The sequence below is a fragment of the Pseudomonas arabinosi genome (genome assembly GCF_047758675.1).
GTDB classification, from domain to species: domain Bacteria; phylum Pseudomonadota; class Gammaproteobacteria; order Pseudomonadales; family Pseudomonadaceae; genus Aquipseudomonas; species Aquipseudomonas arabinosi.
In genome coordinates this window covers 5,055,113-5,073,349 of sequence record NZ_CP180480.1, presented here as the reverse complement: position 1 = coordinate 5,073,349, position 18,237 = coordinate 5,055,113, and the positions used below count along the sequence as shown (strand labels likewise).

At 60.0% G+C, this 18,237-nt stretch carries 17 protein-coding genes; 6 read left to right on the top strand and 11 right to left on the bottom strand.

The annotated features are described in order from the left end of the window. Positions 1–45 precede the first annotated feature (45 nt). Complete coding sequence (locus tag ACMXYJ_RS23675) at positions 46–615, top strand: elongation factor P (RefSeq protein ID WP_028619992.1); 570 nt, start codon at positions 46–48, stop codon at positions 613–615. Between the two features lie 163 nt (positions 616–778). On the opposite strand, the gene ACMXYJ_RS23670 is transcribed toward ACMXYJ_RS23675, so the two are convergent. From ACMXYJ_RS23670 to ACMXYJ_RS23655, 4 genes are all read right to left on the bottom strand, one after another. Beyond that, the gene (locus ACMXYJ_RS23670; RefSeq protein ID WP_415757152.1) at positions 779–1,792 is read right to left on the bottom strand and encodes an alpha/beta hydrolase fold domain-containing protein; all 1,014 of its coding nucleotides are present in this window, start codon (positions 1,790–1,792) and stop codon (positions 779–781) included. 34 nt (positions 1,793–1,826) lie between these two features. Further along, positions 1,827–2,246 carry an organic hydroperoxide resistance protein gene (locus ACMXYJ_RS23665; RefSeq protein WP_415757151.1) on the bottom strand — a complete coding sequence of 140 codons (420 nt, stop codon included), beginning with the start codon at positions 2,244–2,246 and terminating at the stop codon, positions 1,827–1,829. A gap of 352 nt (positions 2,247–2,598) precedes the next feature. After that, on the bottom strand, positions 2,599–3,060 hold the full coding sequence (locus ACMXYJ_RS23660; protein ID WP_415760796.1) for a MarR family winged helix-turn-helix transcriptional regulator: 462 nt from the start codon (positions 3,058–3,060) through the stop codon (positions 2,599–2,601). A gap of 69 nt (positions 3,061–3,129) precedes the next feature. Beyond that, positions 3,130–4,086 carry a LysR family transcriptional regulator gene (locus tag ACMXYJ_RS23655; RefSeq protein ID WP_415757150.1) on the bottom strand — a complete coding sequence of 319 codons (957 nt, stop codon included), beginning with the start codon at positions 4,084–4,086 and terminating at the stop codon, positions 3,130–3,132. Positions 4,087–4,198: 112 nt separating this feature from the next. On the opposite strand from ACMXYJ_RS23655, the gene ACMXYJ_RS23650 reads away from it, so the two are divergent. Beyond that, positions 4,199–4,948 carry a sulfite exporter TauE/SafE family protein gene (locus ACMXYJ_RS23650; protein WP_415757149.1) on the top strand — a complete coding sequence of 250 codons (750 nt, stop codon included), beginning with the start codon at positions 4,199–4,201 and terminating at the stop codon, positions 4,946–4,948. Here ACMXYJ_RS23650 and ACMXYJ_RS23645 read toward each other — a convergent pair. Continuing rightward, the gene (locus ACMXYJ_RS23645; RefSeq protein WP_415757148.1) at positions 4,938–5,792 is read right to left on the bottom strand and encodes a LysR substrate-binding domain-containing protein; all 855 of its coding nucleotides are present in this window, start codon (positions 5,790–5,792) and stop codon (positions 4,938–4,940) included. The two genes, ACMXYJ_RS23650 and ACMXYJ_RS23645, sit on opposite strands and share 11 nt — an antisense overlap. A gap of 95 nt (positions 5,793–5,887) precedes the next feature. On the opposite strand from ACMXYJ_RS23645, the gene ACMXYJ_RS23640 reads away from it, so the two are divergent. Both ACMXYJ_RS23640 and ACMXYJ_RS23635 read left to right on the top strand, forming a co-directional pair. Further along, the gene (locus tag ACMXYJ_RS23640; RefSeq protein WP_008146193.1) at positions 5,888–6,103 is read left to right on the top strand and encodes a DUF1127 domain-containing protein; all 216 of its coding nucleotides are present in this window, start codon (positions 5,888–5,890) and stop codon (positions 6,101–6,103) included. A 64-nt stretch (positions 6,104–6,167) separates the two neighbouring features. Then, positions 6,168–7,397, top strand: coding sequence for a winged helix-turn-helix domain-containing protein (locus tag ACMXYJ_RS23635; protein ID WP_415757147.1), 1,230 nt, complete (start codon positions 6,168–6,170; stop codon positions 7,395–7,397). 118 nt (positions 7,398–7,515) lie between these two features. Here ACMXYJ_RS23635 and ACMXYJ_RS23630 read toward each other — a convergent pair whose 3' ends face one another. Continuing rightward, entirely contained in the window at positions 7,516–8,862 is a 1,347-nt protein-coding gene (locus tag ACMXYJ_RS23630; protein WP_076027974.1) for a class II 3-deoxy-7-phosphoheptulonate synthase, read from the bottom strand. A 149-nt stretch (positions 8,863–9,011) separates the two neighbouring features. On the opposite strand from ACMXYJ_RS23630, the gene ACMXYJ_RS23625 reads away from it, so the two are divergent. Further along, positions 9,012–9,767, top strand: a complete 756-nt coding sequence (locus ACMXYJ_RS23625) for a spermidine synthase (protein ID WP_415757146.1) — start codon at positions 9,012–9,014, stop codon at positions 9,765–9,767. Between the two features lie 175 nt (positions 9,768–9,942). On the opposite strand, the gene ACMXYJ_RS23620 is transcribed toward ACMXYJ_RS23625, so the two are convergent. Further along, entirely contained in the window at positions 9,943–10,734 is a 792-nt protein-coding gene (locus ACMXYJ_RS23620; RefSeq protein ID WP_415757145.1) for a crotonase/enoyl-CoA hydratase family protein, read from the bottom strand. Between the two features lie 432 nt (positions 10,735–11,166). Here ACMXYJ_RS23620 and ACMXYJ_RS23615 point away from each other — a divergent pair, with 432 nt between their 5' ends. Continuing rightward, complete coding sequence (locus ACMXYJ_RS23615) at positions 11,167–12,840, top strand: DEAD/DEAH box helicase (protein ID WP_415757144.1); 1,674 nt, start codon at positions 11,167–11,169, stop codon at positions 12,838–12,840. A gap of 76 nt (positions 12,841–12,916) precedes the next feature. On the opposite strand, the gene ACMXYJ_RS23610 is transcribed toward ACMXYJ_RS23615, so the two are convergent. From ACMXYJ_RS23610 to ACMXYJ_RS23595, 4 genes are all read right to left on the bottom strand, one after another. Beyond that, entirely contained in the window at positions 12,917–14,254 is a 1,338-nt protein-coding gene (locus tag ACMXYJ_RS23610) for an amidohydrolase (RefSeq protein WP_415757143.1), read from the bottom strand. A gap of 65 nt (positions 14,255–14,319) precedes the next feature. Further along, positions 14,320–16,473 carry a mechanosensitive ion channel family protein gene (locus ACMXYJ_RS23605; RefSeq protein ID WP_415757142.1) on the bottom strand — a complete coding sequence of 718 codons (2,154 nt, stop codon included), beginning with the start codon at positions 16,471–16,473 and terminating at the stop codon, positions 14,320–14,322. A gap of 78 nt (positions 16,474–16,551) precedes the next feature. Next, positions 16,552–16,728, bottom strand: a complete 177-nt coding sequence (locus ACMXYJ_RS23600) for a hypothetical protein (protein ID WP_176471556.1) — start codon at positions 16,726–16,728, stop codon at positions 16,552–16,554. A gap of 158 nt (positions 16,729–16,886) precedes the next feature. Then, positions 16,887–18,176 carry a M18 family aminopeptidase gene (locus ACMXYJ_RS23595; protein WP_415757141.1) on the bottom strand — a complete coding sequence of 430 codons (1,290 nt, stop codon included), beginning with the start codon at positions 18,174–18,176 and terminating at the stop codon, positions 16,887–16,889. Between the last annotated feature and the right edge of the window lie 61 nt (positions 18,177–18,237).

The following is an 18,237-nucleotide window of genomic DNA, read 5'->3' as shown; positions in this document are numbered from 1 at the left end:
GCGGCCTAGATTTTTGTAAATCCCATCCAAATTCGGATATTCGCAATGAAAACTGGTAAAGAACTGAAACCCGGTACCGTGATCCGTCTCGAAAACGATCCTTGGCTGGTTCAGAAAGCTGAATTCACCAAGTCTGGTCGTAACAGCGCAATCATGAAGACCAAGCTGAAAAACCTGCTGACCGGTTACAAGACCGAGATCGTTTACAGCGCCGACGACAAGCTGGACGACGTAATCCTCGACCGCAAAGAAGCGACCCTGTCCTTCATCAGCGGCGACACCTACACGTTCATGGACACCACTGACTACACCATGTACGAGCTGAACGCTGAAGACATCGAAGCCGTTCTGCCTTTCGTTGAAGAAGGCATGACCGATGTTTGCGAAGCGATCTTCTTCGAAGAGCGTCTGGTTTCCGTAGAACTGCCGACCACCATCGTGCGCGTAGTTGACTACACCGAAGGTTCGGCTCGCGGCGACACTTCCGGCAAGGTGATGAAGCCTGCCAAGCTGAGCAACGGTACTGAGCTGCAAGTTGCTGACTTCATCGAAATCGGTGACAAGATCGAGATCGACACCCGCGAAGGCGGTTCCTACAAAGGCCGTGCTAAATAAGCACTGCTTCAGGAATGAAAAAGCCCGACCATTGAGTCGGGCTTTTTTGTGGCCGAAGATCAAGATCAAAAGATCGCAGCCTCGTTCCACTCGACAGCTCCTACAGGGGAATACAAAACCCATGTAGGAGCTGTCGAGTGGAACGAGGCTGCGATCTTTTGCTTTATTTCAGGTGTTGCTTCAGTTCTTCAGAGGCTTGCAACATCGCCGAACGCACCGCAGGCACCTGGCTCACCACATTCAGCAAACCGTAGTCGTGGATCATGCCGTTGTAGCGCACAGCCGTGACCGGCACGCCAGCCTCGTCGAGTTTGCGGGCGTAGGCTTCGCCTTCATCACGCAACACGTCGACGCCGGCGGTTTGCACCAAGGCAGGTGGCAGGCCCTTGAGTTGCGCAGTGGTCGCCCGCAGCGGCGAGGCGTAGATCTCGTTACGCTGTTTGGCGTCGGTGGTGTAGTTGTCCCAGAACCACTTCATCATGTTTTTGGTGAGGAAGTGCCCCTCGGCAAACTGGTTGTAGGACGCCGTCTCGAAGCTGGCGTCAGTCACCGGCCACAGTAGCACCTGGAACCTGATCGCTGGCGTGCCTTTGTCTTTGGCCATGAGCGCAACCACGGCCGCCATGTTGCCGCCGACGCTGTTGCCGGCCACGGCCAGACGTTTGCCGTCGACGTTGATCTCTTTACCGTGCTCGGCCACCCATTGGGTTGCGGCGTAAGCCTGGTTGATCGCCACCGGGTAATGCGCTTCCGGTGACGGGGTGTAATTGACGAACACCGCCGCCGCCCCCGAACCGGTAACCAAGTCCCGAACCAGACGCTCGTGGGTCGGGAAATCCCCTAACACCCAGCCGCCACCGTGGAAGAACATGAACACCGGCAGCGGTCCTTTGGCTCCGGCCGGCCGGACGATGGTCAGGTTGAGCGGTTGGCCGTCGACTTGAATGGTCTTCTCGCTGACATCGGCTTTTGGCAGCGTCAGTTTCACCCCGGCCTGCGCGCCGATCAGCACGGCGCGGGCTTCTTTAGGCGTGAGTTGTTCCATCGGTTTGCCGGTGCCGGCATTCAGAACGTCGAGGAACGCCTGAGTGTTGTGTTCAACACCCTCACCTGCAAACGCGCTGTGGATGGACAAGGCGAGAAGGGTGCCGGTCAAGACTTTACTGAAAGTGCGCATGTTCGTTTCCTGGTTCGGGCCTGGGAATCAGCGGTTAGACGGTAACGTGCAGGCGTACATCGACGTTGCCACGGGTGGCGTTGGAGTACGGGCAGACCTGGTGTGCAGCATCGACCAGGCTTTGCGCATCGGCGTGTTCAAGACCCGGCAAGCTGACGTGCAGGTCGATGTCCAGGCCGAAACCACCAGGGATCTGGCCGATGCCGACATGGGCGGTGATCGAGGCGTCGTCCGGGATTTTGCGCTTGGTTTGGCTGGCGACGAATTTCAGCGCGCCGATGAAGCAGGCGGAGTAGCCGGCTGCGAACAGTTGCTCAGGGTTGGTCGCTGCGCCGCCGGCACCACCGAGTTCTTTTGGGGTGGCGAGTTTGACGTCGAGAATGTTGTCGCTGGAAACCGCACGACCGTCACGGCCGCCAGTGGAGGTTGCGATAGCGGTGTAGAGAGTTTGCATGGTGTGAGCCTCATTCGGAATTGGGTGTTTTGCGCTAAATGTTTGCGCGCTAAGTAAGTGCGAGATGAATGTAGCTCGCTAATATTTTGCGCGCAAGATAAATTTTTGAAAAAGTTTTGGTCAGGATTGGGGCCGACGATGAGGAGGGCTGAACTAGAGCGTTCGAGGTGGGATTTTCAGGACTGAAAATTTTTTCGGAGAGGGGCGAACGTGGCTGGAAGGGGCACCCCAAAACCAATGTGGGAGCGAGCCTGCTCGCGATAGCGGTGTATCAGTCGACATCAATGTTTGAATGTAAGACCGCTATCGCGAGCAGGCTCGCTCCCACAGGGTATCTAGGTTGATTTGAATATCAGAGGCTGTCTTGCAGATTGCTGCGCAGCGTTTGCAGTTCCGCTTGCAGCTTCTGCAATCTCTCCAGCGTCATCCCGCTGGCGCCGAGGATGCACTGGGGAATACCGCGCGCCCGCTCCCGCAATGCACGACCCTGTTCGGTGAGTTCGACAATCACCACCCGCTCGTCTTCACGGCTGCGGGTGCGGCTAAGTAAACCTTCGACTTCCAGGCGCTTGAGCAACGGCGTCAATGAGCCAGGATCGGTCAACAGGCGCGTGCTGATTTCGCCTACGGTCAAACCGTCCTGTTCCCACAACACCATCATCGCCAGGTATTGCGGATAGGTCAGGCCCAGTGCTTGCAAGAGCGGCTTGTAGACCTTGGTCATCAGCAGCGAAGTGGAATGCAGGGCAAAGCAGATCTGGTTGTCCAGCAGCAGCTCTTCGTAGTTATCCGGGGTGTTGCGCTCGGTGGTCATTTCGAAGCCTTGATCAGTGATCGTCATAAATCTAGCGGGCGAATCTTTAATGCACCAGACAATTCTAGCCTAGTGCCGGTCGAGGGTACTTTGCAGCGCCAGATCCCACGGCGGGATCGGGCTGAAGCGGGTTTTCAGGTATTCCAGCAATAAGCGGCTGCGGGGATTGGGTTGTTGCTCAAGGCGCAAGGCATAAATGCCGGTCGTTTCCGGTGGTGGCAGGCCGTGTTCGCAGAACAGCGGAAGCAGTTCACCGCGTAACAGGTATTCGCTGGTCAACCAGGTTGGCAAGTGCGCGATACCCAGCCCGGCCAATGCGCCACAGACCAAAGCCTCGGCATTGTTGGCACTCATGCGGATGCGCGCCGGGCGGTGCAAGTGCATCTGCCCGTCCCGCTCGAAACGCCAGGCGAACGGCGGGGCCAGGCCATCCCAGTCGAGCCCGTCGTGTTCAATCAGCTGCGCCGGATCGGTCGGCACACCACGCCGTTGCAAATACTCCGGGCTGGCACAGGCAATGCGCACCATGCTCGCCAGCGGCGTGGCCACCAGCCGGGTATCGGCCATTTGCCCGGCGCGCAGCACCAGATCGACCTTGCCCAAATTCAAACCCTGCATGTCGACGAAACTGTCGATCAAGTGCAGTTGCACATCGAGGCCGGGGTAGAGCATTAGAAAGTCGGCAATCACCGGCGCCAGATGTCGCCGCCCGAATGCTGCCGGTGCATCGATCCGAATCAAGCCTTCCGGTGCGCTGCTCAAGGATACCGCCTCAGCCCGAGCCAGCCGCAGTTCAGCCACGATCCGCCGCGCGCGCTCGGCAAACGCCAAACCCGCCGAGGTAGCGCGCACGGCGTGGGTGCTGCGAATGAACAACTGGCTGCCGACGGCGTTTTCCAGGCTGTCGATGCGCCGGGCCACCGCCGAAGGGGTCAGCGGGTGGCGACGGGACGCGGCGGAAAAACTGCCGGTTTCCAGCACGTCGAGGAACAGACCCAGTTGTTCGGTCAATTGATTGGGGTTCATGGTGTTGTCAGCGCTTGTGCGAAGTTGGCACAGCCATTGTGCGTTGCTGTGCGTTTCCCCGCCAGCGTCGACTGCGTAGGATGGATAGCCTGACGTGAAGGGAAAATCGCCTGTGATTGAGTTTTTGATGTACCTGGTGTTTGGCGCCGCCCTCGGAACCCTCGGTGGGTTGTTCGGCATTGGCGGCGGTTTGATCGCGATCCCGCTGCTGGGCGTGTTGTTCGGCCTCGATCAGCAGATCGCCCAAGGCACGGCGCTGGTGATGGTGGTGCCCAACGTGATGCTGGCGCTGTGGCGTTATCACCAGCGCAACCGGATTGAATTGCGCCACGCGCTGCCATTGGCTTCGATGGGGTTCTGTTTCGCCTGGATCGGTTCGATCTGGGCGGTGGGCATTGATGCGCAAACCATGCGCGTCGGATTTGTCGCGTTCCTGATTGCCCTGTCGGTCTACAACCTGGTGCGAATGTTCTGCGCCAACGCGCCGGCATCTGCGCAGATGAATTACTCATGGCCATGGCTGGGCGTACTCGGCGCCGCCTCCGGCACCATGGGCGGGTTATTTGGCGTGGGCGGGGCGGTGGTGGCAACGCCGGTGCTGACCAGCCTGTTCGGCACCAGTCAGGTGGTTGCGCAGGGGTTGTCACTGGCGCTGGCGTTGCCGAGTACTGGCGTCACGCTGGTGACTTACGCGGTGCACCATCAGGTGGACTGGATGATCGGCCTGCCCTTGGCGGTCGGCGGCCTGATGAGCATCAGTTGGGGCGTGCGGATCGCCCACGCACTGCCGGAGCGACTGCTGCGCGGGTTGTTCTGTGGCTTTCTGGTGTTCTGTGCGGTGATGCTCGCCCTTAAAGTTTGAAGCCTTCGACGATGTGTTCGGCCAGGCACTCGGTGATCGGCGACGGGTTGTGCAGATTGCGCACCAGCATGATGCTGGCCTCGGGCAGAATCGGCAGGTCTTCAGCTTCACCGAGAATGCGCATGTCGGGCGTGATCAGGCTTTCGAGTTGCGCAGTGACGGCCAGTCCGGCGCTGACCACCGCCATGATCGCCGACAGGCTGTCGCTGTTGTACGCCACGCGGTAATCGCGACCCATGGCGTCCAGCGCATTGCAGGCCCACAGCCTGCAGAAGCAATCACTGTTGAACATCGCCAGTGGCAGCGGTGTTTGCTCATGGGCGCTGAAACATTGCGCCTCGGCCCAGACAAAATGCTCCTTGCGCAGTAACTGGCCGATTTCGTTGCCCGGTTCGCGGGTGACGATGGTCAAGTCCAGGTCCTGGCGCAGCAGCAATTGTTTTGATGATTCGCAATGCACCTCAATCTGGATCAGCGGATACGACTGGGCAAATCGCCGCAAAATCCCCGGCAAAAAACGCATCACGTAATCGTCGGGCGTGCCAATGCGCACCATGCCGACCATGTGCGGTTCGCGCAGCGTATTGAACACCTCACTGTGCAGCTTGAGGATGCGCCGGGCATAGCCGAGCAACACCTGGCCCTCGGCCGTCAGCCGCACCTGCCGCCCGTCGCGCTGGAACAATTGACGCTGCACCACATCCTCTTCCAGCCGCTTCATCTGCATGCTCACGGCGGATTGAGTGCGGTTGACCAACTCGCCAGCGCGGGTAAAGCCGCCCTGGTCGGCGATGGCGACAAAGGTGCGCAGCACTTCGGTGTCGATACTCGGGTAGGCAGACATTCATCAATCTCCGAGATGTATTACATAAGAAACATTCGTTGGATTGATCTTAGCCCCGGCGCGACACTTGAGCCATCCAAACGGAGGGCAACAAGATGAAAGGTCAAAAAGGTTATGTCGACGTAGAAAAACACTCGGTGCACTTGATCTCTGATTTGCTGCACAAATTCAATCGCTGGTACGAACTGCACCGTGAACGTGAAATGTTGGCGGGTATGAGTGATGAAGCGTTGAAGGACATCGGGCTCAGTCGTGCGGATGTCGAGCACGAAACCATCCGTCCATTCTGGGATGACCCGATGCACAAATGAGTCCTACACAACTACACAAACCGTCTCCCGGTGAGGTAGGTTGCGAGCAGACAAGGAGATGCTCATGCACGCAACACTGTCCTTTTCCATCAAACAGGCTCGGCGTCTGGCGCTGGCCGCCCAAGGGTTCAACGGGCGGCAGCCGCCAGCGGCGATCAAACCGGTTCAGCTCAATCGTCTGATCGAGCGGCTGGGCATTCTGCAGATCGATTCGGTCAATGCGTTGGTGCGTTCGCACTACCTTCCCTTGTTTTCCCGCCTCGGCAATTACTCATCCGACTTGCTCGACCAGGCTGCCTGGAGTTCGGGCCGGCGGCGCACGCTCTTCAAGTATTGGGGGCATGAAGCCTCGTTGCTGCCCTTGTCGATGTACCCGTTGATGCGCTGGCGCATGCTGCGCGCGACGCGTGGTGAAGATATCTACCAGCAACTGGCACGTTTCGGGCGTGAGCGGCAGGACACGATTCGCCGGGTGCTGGCCTCGGTTGAGGAGCTGGGCGCGCTGGGTGCCGGAAGCCTGTCGACCCGTCAGGAACGGGCAGGGCCCTGGTGGGACTGGAGCGCGGAAAAGCATGCGCTGGAATGGTTGTTCGCCGCCGGTGAAGTGACCGTGGCCGGGCGGCGCGGGTTCGAGCGGCTTTATGATCTGCCGGAGCGGGTGATTCCTTCGGCGATTCTTGCGCAGCCGCTGCTGAGTGAAGCCGAGGCCCAGCGCGGGTTGTTGCTGCATGCCGCGACAGCGTTGGGCGTCGGAACAGAAAAGGACCTGCGGGATTATTTTCGCCTGAGTCCCGGTGATGCCCGGCCGCGTTTGGCGGAACTGGTGGAGGCGGGTGAGTTGCTGAGCTGTGAAGTCCAGGGCTGGCGGCAGCCGGCTTTTTGTCTGCCGGAGCCGAAAGTGCCGCGCAAGGTTGAATCTAGCGCTTTGCTTTCACCCTTCGACTCACTGATCTGGGAGCGCAGTCGCACCGAGCGTCTGTTCGATTTCCGCTATCGGCTGGAGATTTATACGCCGCAGGACAAGCGGGTCTACGGCTATTACGTGTTGCCGTTTTTACACAATGAACGGATTGCCGCGCGAGTGGATCTACGCGCCGAGCGGGCGTTGGGCAGGTTGGCGGTGCACGCTGTGCATGAGGAAGAGCCGGGGCTGGATGAGGAGGGGATGCTGGCGTTGGCGGTCAATCTGCGGCGAATGGCGGATTGGCTGGGGCTTGAGCGGGTTCAATTGAATTGCCCGCGGGCGAGTGCGGCGCGGTTGCGGGTGGCATTGGCACAGATTGATAGTGACTGAGCTGGCGCCTTCGTCGGAACGCCGCCCGGAGCAAGCCCGCTCCCACAGTTGACCGAGCTGTCCAAACGGACGCGGTCTAATGTGGGAGCGGGCTTGCTCGCGAAGGGAGCGCCGCGATTTAACGCCGGACTTGCTTCAGGGTTTCAGCAATCAAAAACGCCAACTCCAGCGACTGATCGGCATTCATCCGCGGGTCGCAATGGGTGTGATACCGGTCCGACAACCCGTCTTCGGTAATCGGCCGCGCGCCACCAATGCACTCGGTGACATTCTGCCCGGTCATCTCGATGTGGATACCGCCGGCATACGTGCCTTCCGCTTCGTGAACCTGGAAAAACTGCTTCACTTCGCCAAGGATCTGCGCAAAGTCGCGGGTCTTATAGCCGCTGCTGGCCTTGATGGTGTTGCCGTGCATCGGGTCGCAACTCCACAGCACTTGCTTGCCTTCGCGCTGCACGGCACGGATCAGTTGCGGCAGGTGATCGCCGACCTTGTTCGCACCCATCCGCGCAATCAGGTTCAGACGACCCGGATCGTTGTCCGGGTTGAGCACATCGATCAGGCGAATCAGGTCTTCGGGGTTCATGCTCGGGCCGACTTTCACCCCGATCGGATTGTTCACGCCACGCAGGAACTCGACGTGAGCACCGTCGAGCTGACGGGTGCGGTCGCCGATCCACAGCATGTGCGCCGAGCAATCGTAGTAATCGTTGGTCAGGCTGTCGCGACGTACGAAGGCTTCTTCGTAGTTCAGCAGCAGCGCTTCGTGGGCGGTGAAGAAACTGGTTTCGCGTAGTTGCGGCGAGCTGTCCATGCCGCAGGCGCGCATGAACGCGAGGGTCTCATCGATGCGATCGGCCAGGTGGCTGTACTTCTCGGCCAGCGCCGAGTTGGCGATGAAGTCCAGGTTCCACTTGTGCACCTGATGCAGGTCGGCAAAACCGCCCTGGGCGAAGGCGCGCAACAGGTTCAGGGTCGCGGTGGACTGGTGGTAGGACTGGAGCAAGCGCTCCGGGTCCGGCACGCGACTTTTTTCGTCGAAACCGATGCCGTTGACGATGTCGCCACGGTAAGCCGGCAGGGTCACGCCGTCGATGGTTTCATCGTTGGCCGAACGCGGTTTGGCGAACTGCCCGGCCATGCGCCCGACCTTGACCACCGGGCAACCGGCAGCGAAGGTCATGACGATGGCCATTTGCAGCAGGACTTTAAAGGTGTCGCGAATTTTCGCGGCGGAGAACTCGGCGAAGCTTTCGGCGCAGTCGCCGCCCTGCAGCAGAAACGCGCGGCCCTGGGTCACTTCGGCAAACTGACGGCGCAACTCCCGGGCTTCACCGGCAAACACCAGCGGCGGATAACTGGCCAGCGTTTGCTCGACGTGCAGCAAATGCGCTGCGTCGGGGTAATGGGGTTGTTGCTGGATCGGCAGGGCGCGCCAGCTGTCAGGGCTCCAGGGTTGGCTCATCACGGTCTCTAGTGTTTTACGCTCGGACGGTCATGTTATCAGCAATTAGTGCGTGACCTGTTCCCGTCGCTTCGCGGACAATCGCGCTTTTGCCGCGCCACCCTGCGGTTTTATTGCGTTACCGGGCCCGGTGACGATCAGGAGACGAAATGACTGAGGAGCGCGTCGAGCATCTGCTCGCCGAGGTACAGGATGAGTTCGGCGTGATTCGCGTGCTGGAAGTGGCTGATTACCGTTTTCTCGAGTTCGGTGATGCCATCGAGCAGAGTTGCGTGTTCACGGCTGACCCGAGCTGGCTCGAATACGATTACACCCGGGCGATGCTGATTGGCGCGTTGTGCCACGAGCAGCCGGAAAGCGCGCTGTTCCTCGGTCTCGGTGCTGGCACGCTGACCCAGGCATGCCTCAAGTTTCTGCCGCTGGAAGACGTCGAAGCCATCGAACTGCGCCCCGACGTACCGCGCCTGGCCATTGAATACCTTGGGCTGGATGACGATCCGCGGCTGTATATCCGGGTGGGCGATGCGCTGGAACTGCTCGATACCGCTGAGCCGGCGGACCTGATTTTCGTCGACCTCTATACCGATGTCGGGCCGGGTGTCGGGCATCTGGCGTGGAATTTCCTGGAAAACTGTCAAAAACGCCTGAACCCGGGTGGCTGGCTAGTGATCAATCAGTGGGCCACCGACGACGGCAAACCGTTGGGTGCCGCATTGTTTCGCGGGCTCTATCACCGGCATTACTGGGAACTGCCGGTGAAGGAGGGCAATGTGATTCTGCTCGTGCCTTCGGAGCTGGATCAGGAACTGGACTTGGACGGCTTGATCGCCCGCGCCGAAGGGTTGGCGCCGCGGTTGGGGTACTCGTTGCAGTCGTTGATCAAGGCAATCCGCCCGGCGACTTGATGCGATGAGGTTACCTGTGGCGAGGGGATTTATCCCCGTAGGGCTGCGGAGCAGTCGTAAAAGTCGGTCGGTGCGATTTACCTGATGGCACCGGGTTGAATGGTTTTGGGGCTGCTTCGCAACCCAACGGGGATAAATCCCCTCGCCACAGACCCCCCTCACCACCGGTTGAACGTCAGCAGCCTTTGAACACACCCGGCCGCTTCTCGATCATCGATCGCACGCCTTCCCTGGCATCCTCACTGGTCAACAACTTCTTCGCCAGCGGCTGCAAACCCCGCGCCGCCGCTGTTTCCCCTTCATAACGCGCCTGCCTTGCAGACATCAACGTCGCCTGAACCCCCAGCGGCGCCTGCCGGGCAATCCGCTCAGCCAACTCAATCGCCCGTGGCAGCAGGTCCTCGCTGGCCATGACTTCCTGCACCAACCCCAGGTGCAACGCCTCATGGGCATCGAATTCATCGCCGGTCAGCAGCCAGCGCATGGCATTGCCCCAGCCAGCGACCTGATGCAGGCGCAACGTGGCGCCGCCGAACGGGAAGACTCCGCGTTGCACTTCTTTCTGGGCGAAACGGGTGTTGCTGGCGCACAGGTTGAGATCAGCGGCCAGCATCAATTCGATACCGATGGTCAGGCAGTAGCCTTGCGCGGCGACGATCACCGGTTTGCTGACTCTGGGGCCGGCGAAAACGCCCCACGGATCACAGCCGCCGGGCGGTGCCTGCCAGCCTTCGGCCAGGGCCCCGCTGGCACTGACCAGGTCCAGCCCTGCGGTGAAATGCTCGCCATGGCCGAATACCACCGCCACCCGCGCCTCGCTGTCGGCCTCGAACTCGCCATAGGCCAGGCTCAGCTCGTTGAGCAGCTCGAGATCGAAGGCGTTGCGTTTGGCCACCCGATCCAGGCCGATCATCAGGACATGACCGTGCCGTTCACGGCTCACACGGCTGGAACAGGTCTGATTCATGGAGCATTTCCTCGGGTGGGAAGGGGTGGGTAGGGGTCTGTGAGACAGCAGGTCTGCCTGATAACGATGAACCGTTTTAGCGCCATCGCCAGCAGGGCCGGGCCTTTGAAAAATAGACCGTTGCACGATTATCCGCAAAGCCTGTGACACAACGGTGTATCCGTCAGTTTTCCGACAAATAATGCTCCCTTTTTGGGCTAATTCCGGTATAGTGCGCGCCGGCCTTTAACCGGGCCGCGTTTAGGTAGCGCAATTCCCCGAAGTCAGCTTCGGCTGCACGTCCGCACAGCGGACTCTCCCTTGACGAATCTTTTTCATTCATTCGTTTTCGCAAATCCCCGCCGACAAAGCAGCCAGGGCGACTCTTGAGTCTTACACGGCATGCGCAGCTTTGGAGCATGGGTCTTTGCGGATGCACTTAGAGGCAGACCCATGACCCAGGAAACCGGCGGCTTCGCCGCTTTTAATCTTAATCCGAATATTCTTGCAGCCGTCATCGCGACTGGCTACGAAGAGCCTTCGGCTATTCAGCAGCAATCGATCCCGATCATCATGGCCGGTCACGACATGATTGGTCAGGCGCAAACCGGTACGGGTAAAACCGCTGCGTTCGCCCTGCCGATCCTGCATCGCATCGATCCTGCTAAGCGCGAGCCGCAAGCCCTGATCCTGGCGCCAACCCGTGAGTTGGCGCTGCAAGTAGCAACCGCTTTCGAAACCTACGCCAAGCAAATGCCGGGCGTTACCGTTGTGGCCGTTTACGGCGGCGCCCCTATGGGTCCACAACTGAAAGCAATCCGTAATGGCGCACAGGTTGTTGTCGCCACTCCGGGCCGTCTGTGCGACCACCTGCGTCGCGACGAAAAAGTTCTGTCGACCGTGAACCACCTGGTTCTCGACGAAGCTGACGAAATGCTCAAACTGGGTTTCATGGACGACCTCGAAGTTATCTTCAAGGCTCTGCCACCAACCCGTCAGACCGTATTGTTCTCGGCCACCTTGCCACAGTCGATCCGTGCCATTGCCGAACGCCATCTGCGCGACCCGCAACACGTGAAGATCCAGACCAAGACTCAGACCGTTACCGCGATCGAACAGGCTCACCTGTTGGTTCACGCTGACCAGAAGACCTCGGCTGTATTGAGCCTGCTGGAAGTTGAAGACTTCGATGCCCTGATCATGTTCGTGCGCACCAAGCAAGCGACCCTGGACCTGGCCAGTGCCCTGGAAGCCAAAGGCTACAAAGCCGCTGCGCTGAACGGTGACATTGCTCAGAACCAACGTGAGCGCGTGATCGAATCCCTCAAGGATGGCCGTCTGGACATCGTTGTGGCGACCGACGTTGCTGCTCGTGGTCTGGACGTTCCGCGCATCACTCACGTGTTCAACGTTGACATGCCGTACGATCCAGAGTCCTACGTTCACCGTATCGGCCGTACCGGCCGTGCTGGTCGCGAAGGTCGTGCACTGCTGCTGGTGACTCCACGTGAGCGCCGCATGCTGCAAGTGATCGAGCGTGTAACCGGTCAGAAAGTTGCCGAAGTTCGCCTGCCGGATGCTCAGGCCGTTCTCGATGCCCGCATCAAGAAACTGACCAACAGCCTGTCGCCGCTGGTGGCTGATGCCGAATCGACTCACGGTGATCTGCTGGATCGCCTGACTGCCGACATCGGTTGCACCCCGCGTGCACTGGCCGCTGCTCTGCTGCGCAAGGCAACCAACGCTCAGGCGTTGACCCTGGCTGCCATCGAGAAAGAACGTCCACTGGTGCCGAACAACGCACCGCGTGGCGATCGTCCAGAGCGTACCGGTGATCGTCCGGACCGTGGTGATCGTGAGCGTCGTGCTCCGGTTCCATTGGCCGAAGGTCGTGCTCGTTGCCGTACCGCGCTGGGTGCGCGTGATGGTATCGCTGCCAAGAACCTGCTGGGCGCTATCCTCAATGAGGGTGGTCTGGCTCGCGAAGCAATCGGTCGCATCCAGGTGCGTGACAGCTTCAGCCTCGTTGAGCTGCCGGAAGATGGTCTGGAGCGTCTGCTGACCAAGCTGAAGGACACTCGCGTTGCCGGTAAGCAGTTGAAGCTGCGTCGCTATCGCGAAGATTGATCCGCTCTCGGGCTGATTGATCGAACATAAAAAATCCCCGACTGGTTCGGGGATTTTTTTGTCTGCGTTTTTTGACTCAGGGTTTGGCGTTAGCGTAGAGATAGTCCGTGGCCAATGAAGCCAACGTCCGCACGCCCACCACCAGCGCCGCCTCATCCACAAAGAACCCCGGATTATGGTTCGGCGCAGCCTTGCTCATGTCCTGATCTTTGGGTGTGACACCCAAAAATACAAACAGGCCCGGCGCCTCTTTGGCATAGAAGGAAAAGTCTTCCGCTCCACCCACCAACGGTCCCTGCACCACGTCGTCCTTGGCCGCCCAGCGCAAGGTCGGCAGCATTTTCTCGGTCAGCGCGGGGTTGTTGATCGTCGGGTCATACTTCTCGATGATCGTCACCTCAGCTTTGGCACCGCCGCTTTCGGCGATTTTCTCGACGGTCTGGCGTACATCTGCGTGCAGTTTCTGGCGGATGGCGTAGTCGTAGGAGCGGATAGTGCCGCTCATGTCCACGGACTCGGGAATGATGTTGTAACGCGTGCCGCCGTTAATCGTGCCGATGCTGACCACCGACGGATAAGACGAGATGTCTGTCCGGCGGCTGACCACGGTTTGCAGGCCGACGATGGTTTGCGCGCCGACGGTGATCGGGTCGATACCGTCCCATGGGCGCCCGGCGTGGGTCTGTTTGCCGAGAATTTTAATGCGCAGATCATCGGAGCTGGCCAGGGTCGGGCCAGGGCGATAGGCGATCCGACCGGCGGGGACGCCGGCCCAGACGTGCAGGCCGAAGACTGCGTCCGGTTTCGGCGATTTCATCACGCCTTCCTCAATCATCATTTTCGCTCCCCAGGTGTTTTTGCCATCGGGGATAAAATCGCTAGGGCCTTCTTCTGCCGGTTGGAAATAGAACACCACCGTGCCGGGCAAGGTGTCGCGCATGCCGGTAAGAATTTTCGCAGTGCTGAGCAGGATTGCGGTATGAGCGTCGTGACCGCAAGCGTGCATCACGTCGACTTCTTTACCGAGGTAGGTGCCTTTGGCTTTCGAGGCGAAAGGCAAGTCCGAGACTTCCTTGACCGGCAACGCATCCATGTCGGCGCGTAACGCTACGGTCGGTCCGGGCAGCGCGCCTTTGAGGATGGCGACAACGCCAGTGCGAGCTACACCGGTTTTCACTTCCAGGCCCATGGCGCGGAGTTGTTTGGCGACCAGCTCCGACGTGCGTTTTTCGGTGTTGCCCAGTTCCGGATGGGCGTGGATGTCGCGGCGGGTTTCCAGCAGCTCGGGTTCCAGGGCCTTGGCCTGTTCGGCGATGTGCGTGCGGGCGCCTTCCAGTGTGTCGGCGCTGGCGTGGCCGGCCAGTGCGCCGAACAGGGTCAGCAAACATGTTTGTGCAATGCGGGTCAGCTGCATCGGGATTCTCCATGACTATTGTTTTTTGGCTTCAGTGCCTATGACTTGAGCGCCGCAGTTAAGTGCTATTCCTGCACCTGGCCGCCACCCGCCGTAATCACTTGCACGCTCATGCGTGGCGTCGCCAGATCGAGCCCGGCTTCGTCCATGTGTCGCTTGAGTGACAGGTTGAATGCTCGGGACACTTCCCACTGCTTGATCGGCGCGGTCTTGAACCGGGCACGAAGAATCGCGTTGCCCGACTCGAAGCTCTCGACGCCCTGAATCTCCAGTGGCGACCAGATGTTGCGCCGTTGCAGCGGATCGGTGCGCATCTTCTGGCCGACGTCGCGCATCAGTTTGATCGCGTTATCGATGTCCATGCCGGAGGGGATCGCCACCCGGAAAATCGCGTAGCCGAATTCCCGGGAGTAGTTCTTGATGCTTTTGATTTCGCTGAACGGAATGGTGTGGACGATGCCGTCGATGTCCCGCAGGCGCACGGTACGAATCGTCAGCCCTTCGACGGTGCCCAGGTGACCGCCGACGTCGACGTAGTCGTCGATGGCCAGCGAGTCTTCGATGATGATGAACAGCCCGGTGATCAGGTCCGCTACCAGTGACTGTGCACCGAAACCGATCGCCAGACCGATCACACCGGCACCGGCCAGCAATGGCGTGACGTTCATGCCCATGTTCGCCAGGGCGACGATCAGCGCAATGATGAAAATCGCCACGAACAGCACGTTGCGGATCAGCGGCATCATCGTCTGTGCGCGAGCATTCGCCAGGCCTTTGCGCGAGCGGGTGAGGGCGTGGTGCACGGCGGTGTCGCTGAGAATCCAGATCAGCCAGGCAAAAATCAGCGTGCCGCCGAGGCTGAACAGTTTGACGCTGACTTCATGGCCTTCGCCTTCGGTGAAGCGGATCAGTGACATGCCCCAGACCCGCAGGCCGAGTTCGATGAACGCCAGCCACACCACCAAGTGGGCGAGTGTGTAGAAGAAGCTTTTCAGGCGCTCCGAATACAGCGCATGACGCTTCACGCCGCGCTGTGGTTTGAGTGAATGGCGGCGCACGAGGCCGTTGATGACCATGCACAACACCAACAACACGGTGCAGATCAGCGACTGGCGCAGCGCGGTGCTGGTATCGCCGGCCGAGACGAACGTGGCGAACAGGGATATCCCCACCAGCACCAGCGCCGGCATGTACCAGAAAGTGCCGAGAATTTCGATCGTGTCGCTGAGGGCGCGGCGGGTCAGTCGCCGGGACAGCGGCTGGTTGCGGATCAAGTGGGCGATGGGGCGACGGAACCGCAGGATGAACAGCCCGGTGGACAGCGCCGCCAGTACATTGGCGACCGTCGCGGCGGTGTGCGCCAGATGACTGCCAAGGCTTTCGACCAGTCGCGGATCGCTCAGGGCTTCACCGAACGCGGCAAAACTGCCGATCAGCCACAGCGGCCGAAAGGCTTGATGCCGCAGGATGTATAGGGCGCGGTGGCGGTGTGGGCCGTCGAGTACCGAAAAGGCGATCACGCAGATCGCCGAAAAACAGGTGCCGACCACCAGCGCATAAGCCAGCACCATCGCCAGGCTTTTGCCCAGTGACGAGGGCAGGGCGTAGCTCATGTAGACCGTCATCACCAAGGCAATCAGCCATGGCCCGAGTTTGCGCAGGGCGAAGCGCAACATGTCCAGGGCCTTGGGGTGCTGCGGCAGTTCTTCGGTCAGGCCAAAGCGCATCCGCACCCGGTGGCTGACCCAGATCAGCGCGGCGGCCAGCAAACTCCAGAGCATCAGGATCATGGCAAAGGCAAAGATGATCGGCAGCCATTCATTGGCCGGCAACACCAGTGCGGTCAGTTCATCTTCGGCCAGTTTGAACTCTTCGGACCAGCGAGTGAGAGGGCTGTCGGCGCCTGAAAACTGTTTTTCGAAACTGGCCAGGGTGCCACCGATCAGTCCCAGGACGCCTACTTCGGTGACCGGCTGGGCCTTTTTGGTGACATCGCGCAGCTTCTTCAAATCCGCCAGCAATTTGGTGCGTTGCTGATCGTTCTCCAGCGACTTGATGACTTCGTCCAGGGATTGCCCCAGGGGCTCTTGCGCCTCTGGCTGTTTTGCCGAGCTGTTGAGCAGGCCAGGCAAGCCGACCGCCTGGGCGGGCGCCATCGGCAGCAGCGTCATGAGGCAGACAAGGAATAAACACGGCAGGGCAAAAAGACGAGCGAACACTAGGCGGTCAACCTCGGGATGAGCGGATCGACCGAGTGTACGAGCCCGTCAAAATCAATGCGAGCCAGGGGTGAGGATTTATTCGTTGAGTTTGGCGAGGATCTTGAAAATCACGGTGGCGAGGATCGTCAACATGCCGATCCACATCGCGAACACGCCGATGTTCTTGTCGCGAAAATTGAAGCCGATTGCCAGCATGATCATCCCGGAAAGAATCGGGATCAGCATGGCGTGGAACGAAGACAACGAGATCATGAGCGACTGCCTTGTCGAATGGGGTATTGAAAGTGTAGGAGCTGTCGAGTGAAACGAGGCTGCGATCTTTTGACTTTGCTATTTAAAAACAAGATCAAAAGATCGCAGCCTCGTTTCTCTCGACAGCTCCTACCAGCTCCTACCAGCTCCTACGCGGATTACGGCAGCTCGCGGCAGGCGTAAAACGCGCTCAACACTTTGACCAGGTGCGCCAGGTCATGGCTGCCGCACAGTTCACGGATCGAGTGCATGGCGAAGGTCGGCAGGCCGATGTCCACGGTGCGCACGCCCAGGTGACTGGCGGTGATCGGGCCGATGGTCGAGCCGCAACCCATGTCGCTGCGCACCACGAAGCTCTGTACCGGCACTTCTTCGGCCATGCACAGGTGGCGGAAGAACCCGGCGGTTTCGCTGTTGGTGGCGTAGCGCTGGTTGCTGTTGACCTTGATCACCGGGCCGGCGTTGAGTTTCGGGCCGTGGTTGGCATCGTGCTTGTCGGCGTAGTTGGGATGCACGCCGTGGGCGTTGTCGGCCGAGACCAGCAGGGATTTCTGAATGGTCCGTACGAATTCATCACCTTCAGGCAGCAGGCGACGCAGCGTCTGCTCCAGCATAGGGCCATCGGCGCCGCAGGCCGAGCAGGAACCGACTTCTTCGTGATCGTTGCAGACCAGCACGCAGGTTTCTTCGGTTTCGGTGGTCAGCAAGGCTTGCAGGCCGGCATAGCACGACAGCAGGTTATCCAGGCGCGCCCCGGCAATGAAGTCGCCATGCAGGCCGATGACCGCAGCGCTTTGGGTGTCGTAGAAGCTCAGCTCATAGTCGAGCACGACATCGGCATTCAAGCCGTGTTCGCGGGCGAGTTGATCGGTGAGCACGGCGCGGAAGTCCACGCGCTCGTCACCGGCAAATTGCGCAAGGATTGGCGGCAGTTCGGTCTGGGCGTTGATCGCCCAGCCCATGTTGGCTTCACGGTTCAGGTGAATGGCCAGGTTCGGGATGATGGCGATCGGCGCCTTGAAGTCCACCAGTTGGCTCTCGACCTTGCCGTCACGGCGGAAGGTCACGCGGCCGGCCAGGGACAGGTCGCGGTCGAACCATGGCGCCAGCAGTGCGCCGCCATAGACTTCGACGCCCAGCTGCCAGAAGCCCTGACGTTGCAGTTCCGGCTGGGGTTTGACCCGCAGGCATGGGCTGTCGGTGTGCGCGCCAACCAGACGAATACCGCCGTGCAGGGGCGAATGACGGCCCATCTTGAACGCGACGATCGACGAGTCGTTACGGGTGACGTAGTAGCGACCGTTGGCTTCGGTGGTCCATGGCTCGCGCTCGTCAAGGCGTTGATAGCCCGCCGCTTCCAGGCGCTGAACAAGGCTGGCGGTGGCATGGAATGGGGTAGGGGAGGCCTTGAGGAAATCGATCAGGCCTTGGTTCAACTCTTCGCGCATAAGTAGCTCCAGACAGCAATGGCGCAAGTTTAACGTATTGGCTCACGGCATTGCAGCGACA

Bases quoted from the DNA above. Each gene is read 5' to 3' on its own strand.
- ACMXYJ_RS23625 (WP_415757146.1), top strand. From the start codon at position 9,012: ATGACTGAGGAGCGCGTCGAGCATCTGCTCGCCGAGGTACAGGATGAG.
- ACMXYJ_RS23635 (WP_415757147.1), top strand. From the start codon at position 6,168: ATGCACGCAACACTGTCCTTTTCCATCAAACAGGCTCGGCGTCTGGCG.
- ACMXYJ_RS23630 (WP_076027974.1), bottom strand. From the start codon at position 8,862: ATGAGCCAACCCTGGAGCCCTGACAGCTGGCGCGCCCTGCCGATCCAG.
- ACMXYJ_RS23620 (WP_415757145.1), bottom strand. From the start codon at position 10,734: ATGAATCAGACCTGTTCCAGCCGTGTGAGCCGTGAACGGCACGGTCAT.
- ACMXYJ_RS23610 (WP_415757143.1), bottom strand. From the start codon at position 14,254: ATGCAGCTGACCCGCATTGCACAAACATGTTTGCTGACCCTGTTCGGC.
- ACMXYJ_RS23640 (WP_008146193.1), top strand. From the start codon at position 5,888: ATGAAAGGTCAAAAAGGTTATGTCGACGTAGAAAAACACTCGGTGCAC.
- ACMXYJ_RS23660 (WP_415760796.1), bottom strand. From the start codon at position 3,060: ATGACCACCGAGCGCAACACCCCGGATAACTACGAAGAGCTGCTGCTG.
- ACMXYJ_RS23645 (WP_415757148.1), bottom strand. From the start codon at position 5,792: ATGTCTGCCTACCCGAGTATCGACACCGAAGTGCTGCGCACCTTTGTC.
- ACMXYJ_RS23615 (WP_415757144.1), top strand. From the start codon at position 11,167: ATGACCCAGGAAACCGGCGGCTTCGCCGCTTTTAATCTTAATCCGAAT.
- ACMXYJ_RS23655 (WP_415757150.1), bottom strand. From the start codon at position 4,086: ATGAACCCCAATCAATTGACCGAACAACTGGGTCTGTTCCTCGACGTG.
- ACMXYJ_RS23675 (WP_028619992.1), top strand. From the start codon at position 46: ATGAAAACTGGTAAAGAACTGAAACCCGGTACCGTGATCCGTCTCGAA.
- ACMXYJ_RS23595 (WP_415757141.1), bottom strand. From the start codon at position 18,176: ATGCGCGAAGAGTTGAACCAAGGCCTGATCGATTTCCTCAAGGCCTCC.
- ACMXYJ_RS23670 (WP_415757152.1), bottom strand. From the start codon at position 1,792: ATGCGCACTTTCAGTAAAGTCTTGACCGGCACCCTTCTCGCCTTGTCC.
- ACMXYJ_RS23600 (WP_176471556.1), bottom strand. From the start codon at position 16,728: ATGATCTCGTTGTCTTCGTTCCACGCCATGCTGATCCCGATTCTTTCC.
- ACMXYJ_RS23665 (WP_415757151.1), bottom strand. From the start codon at position 2,246: ATGCAAACTCTCTACACCGCTATCGCAACCTCCACTGGCGGCCGTGAC.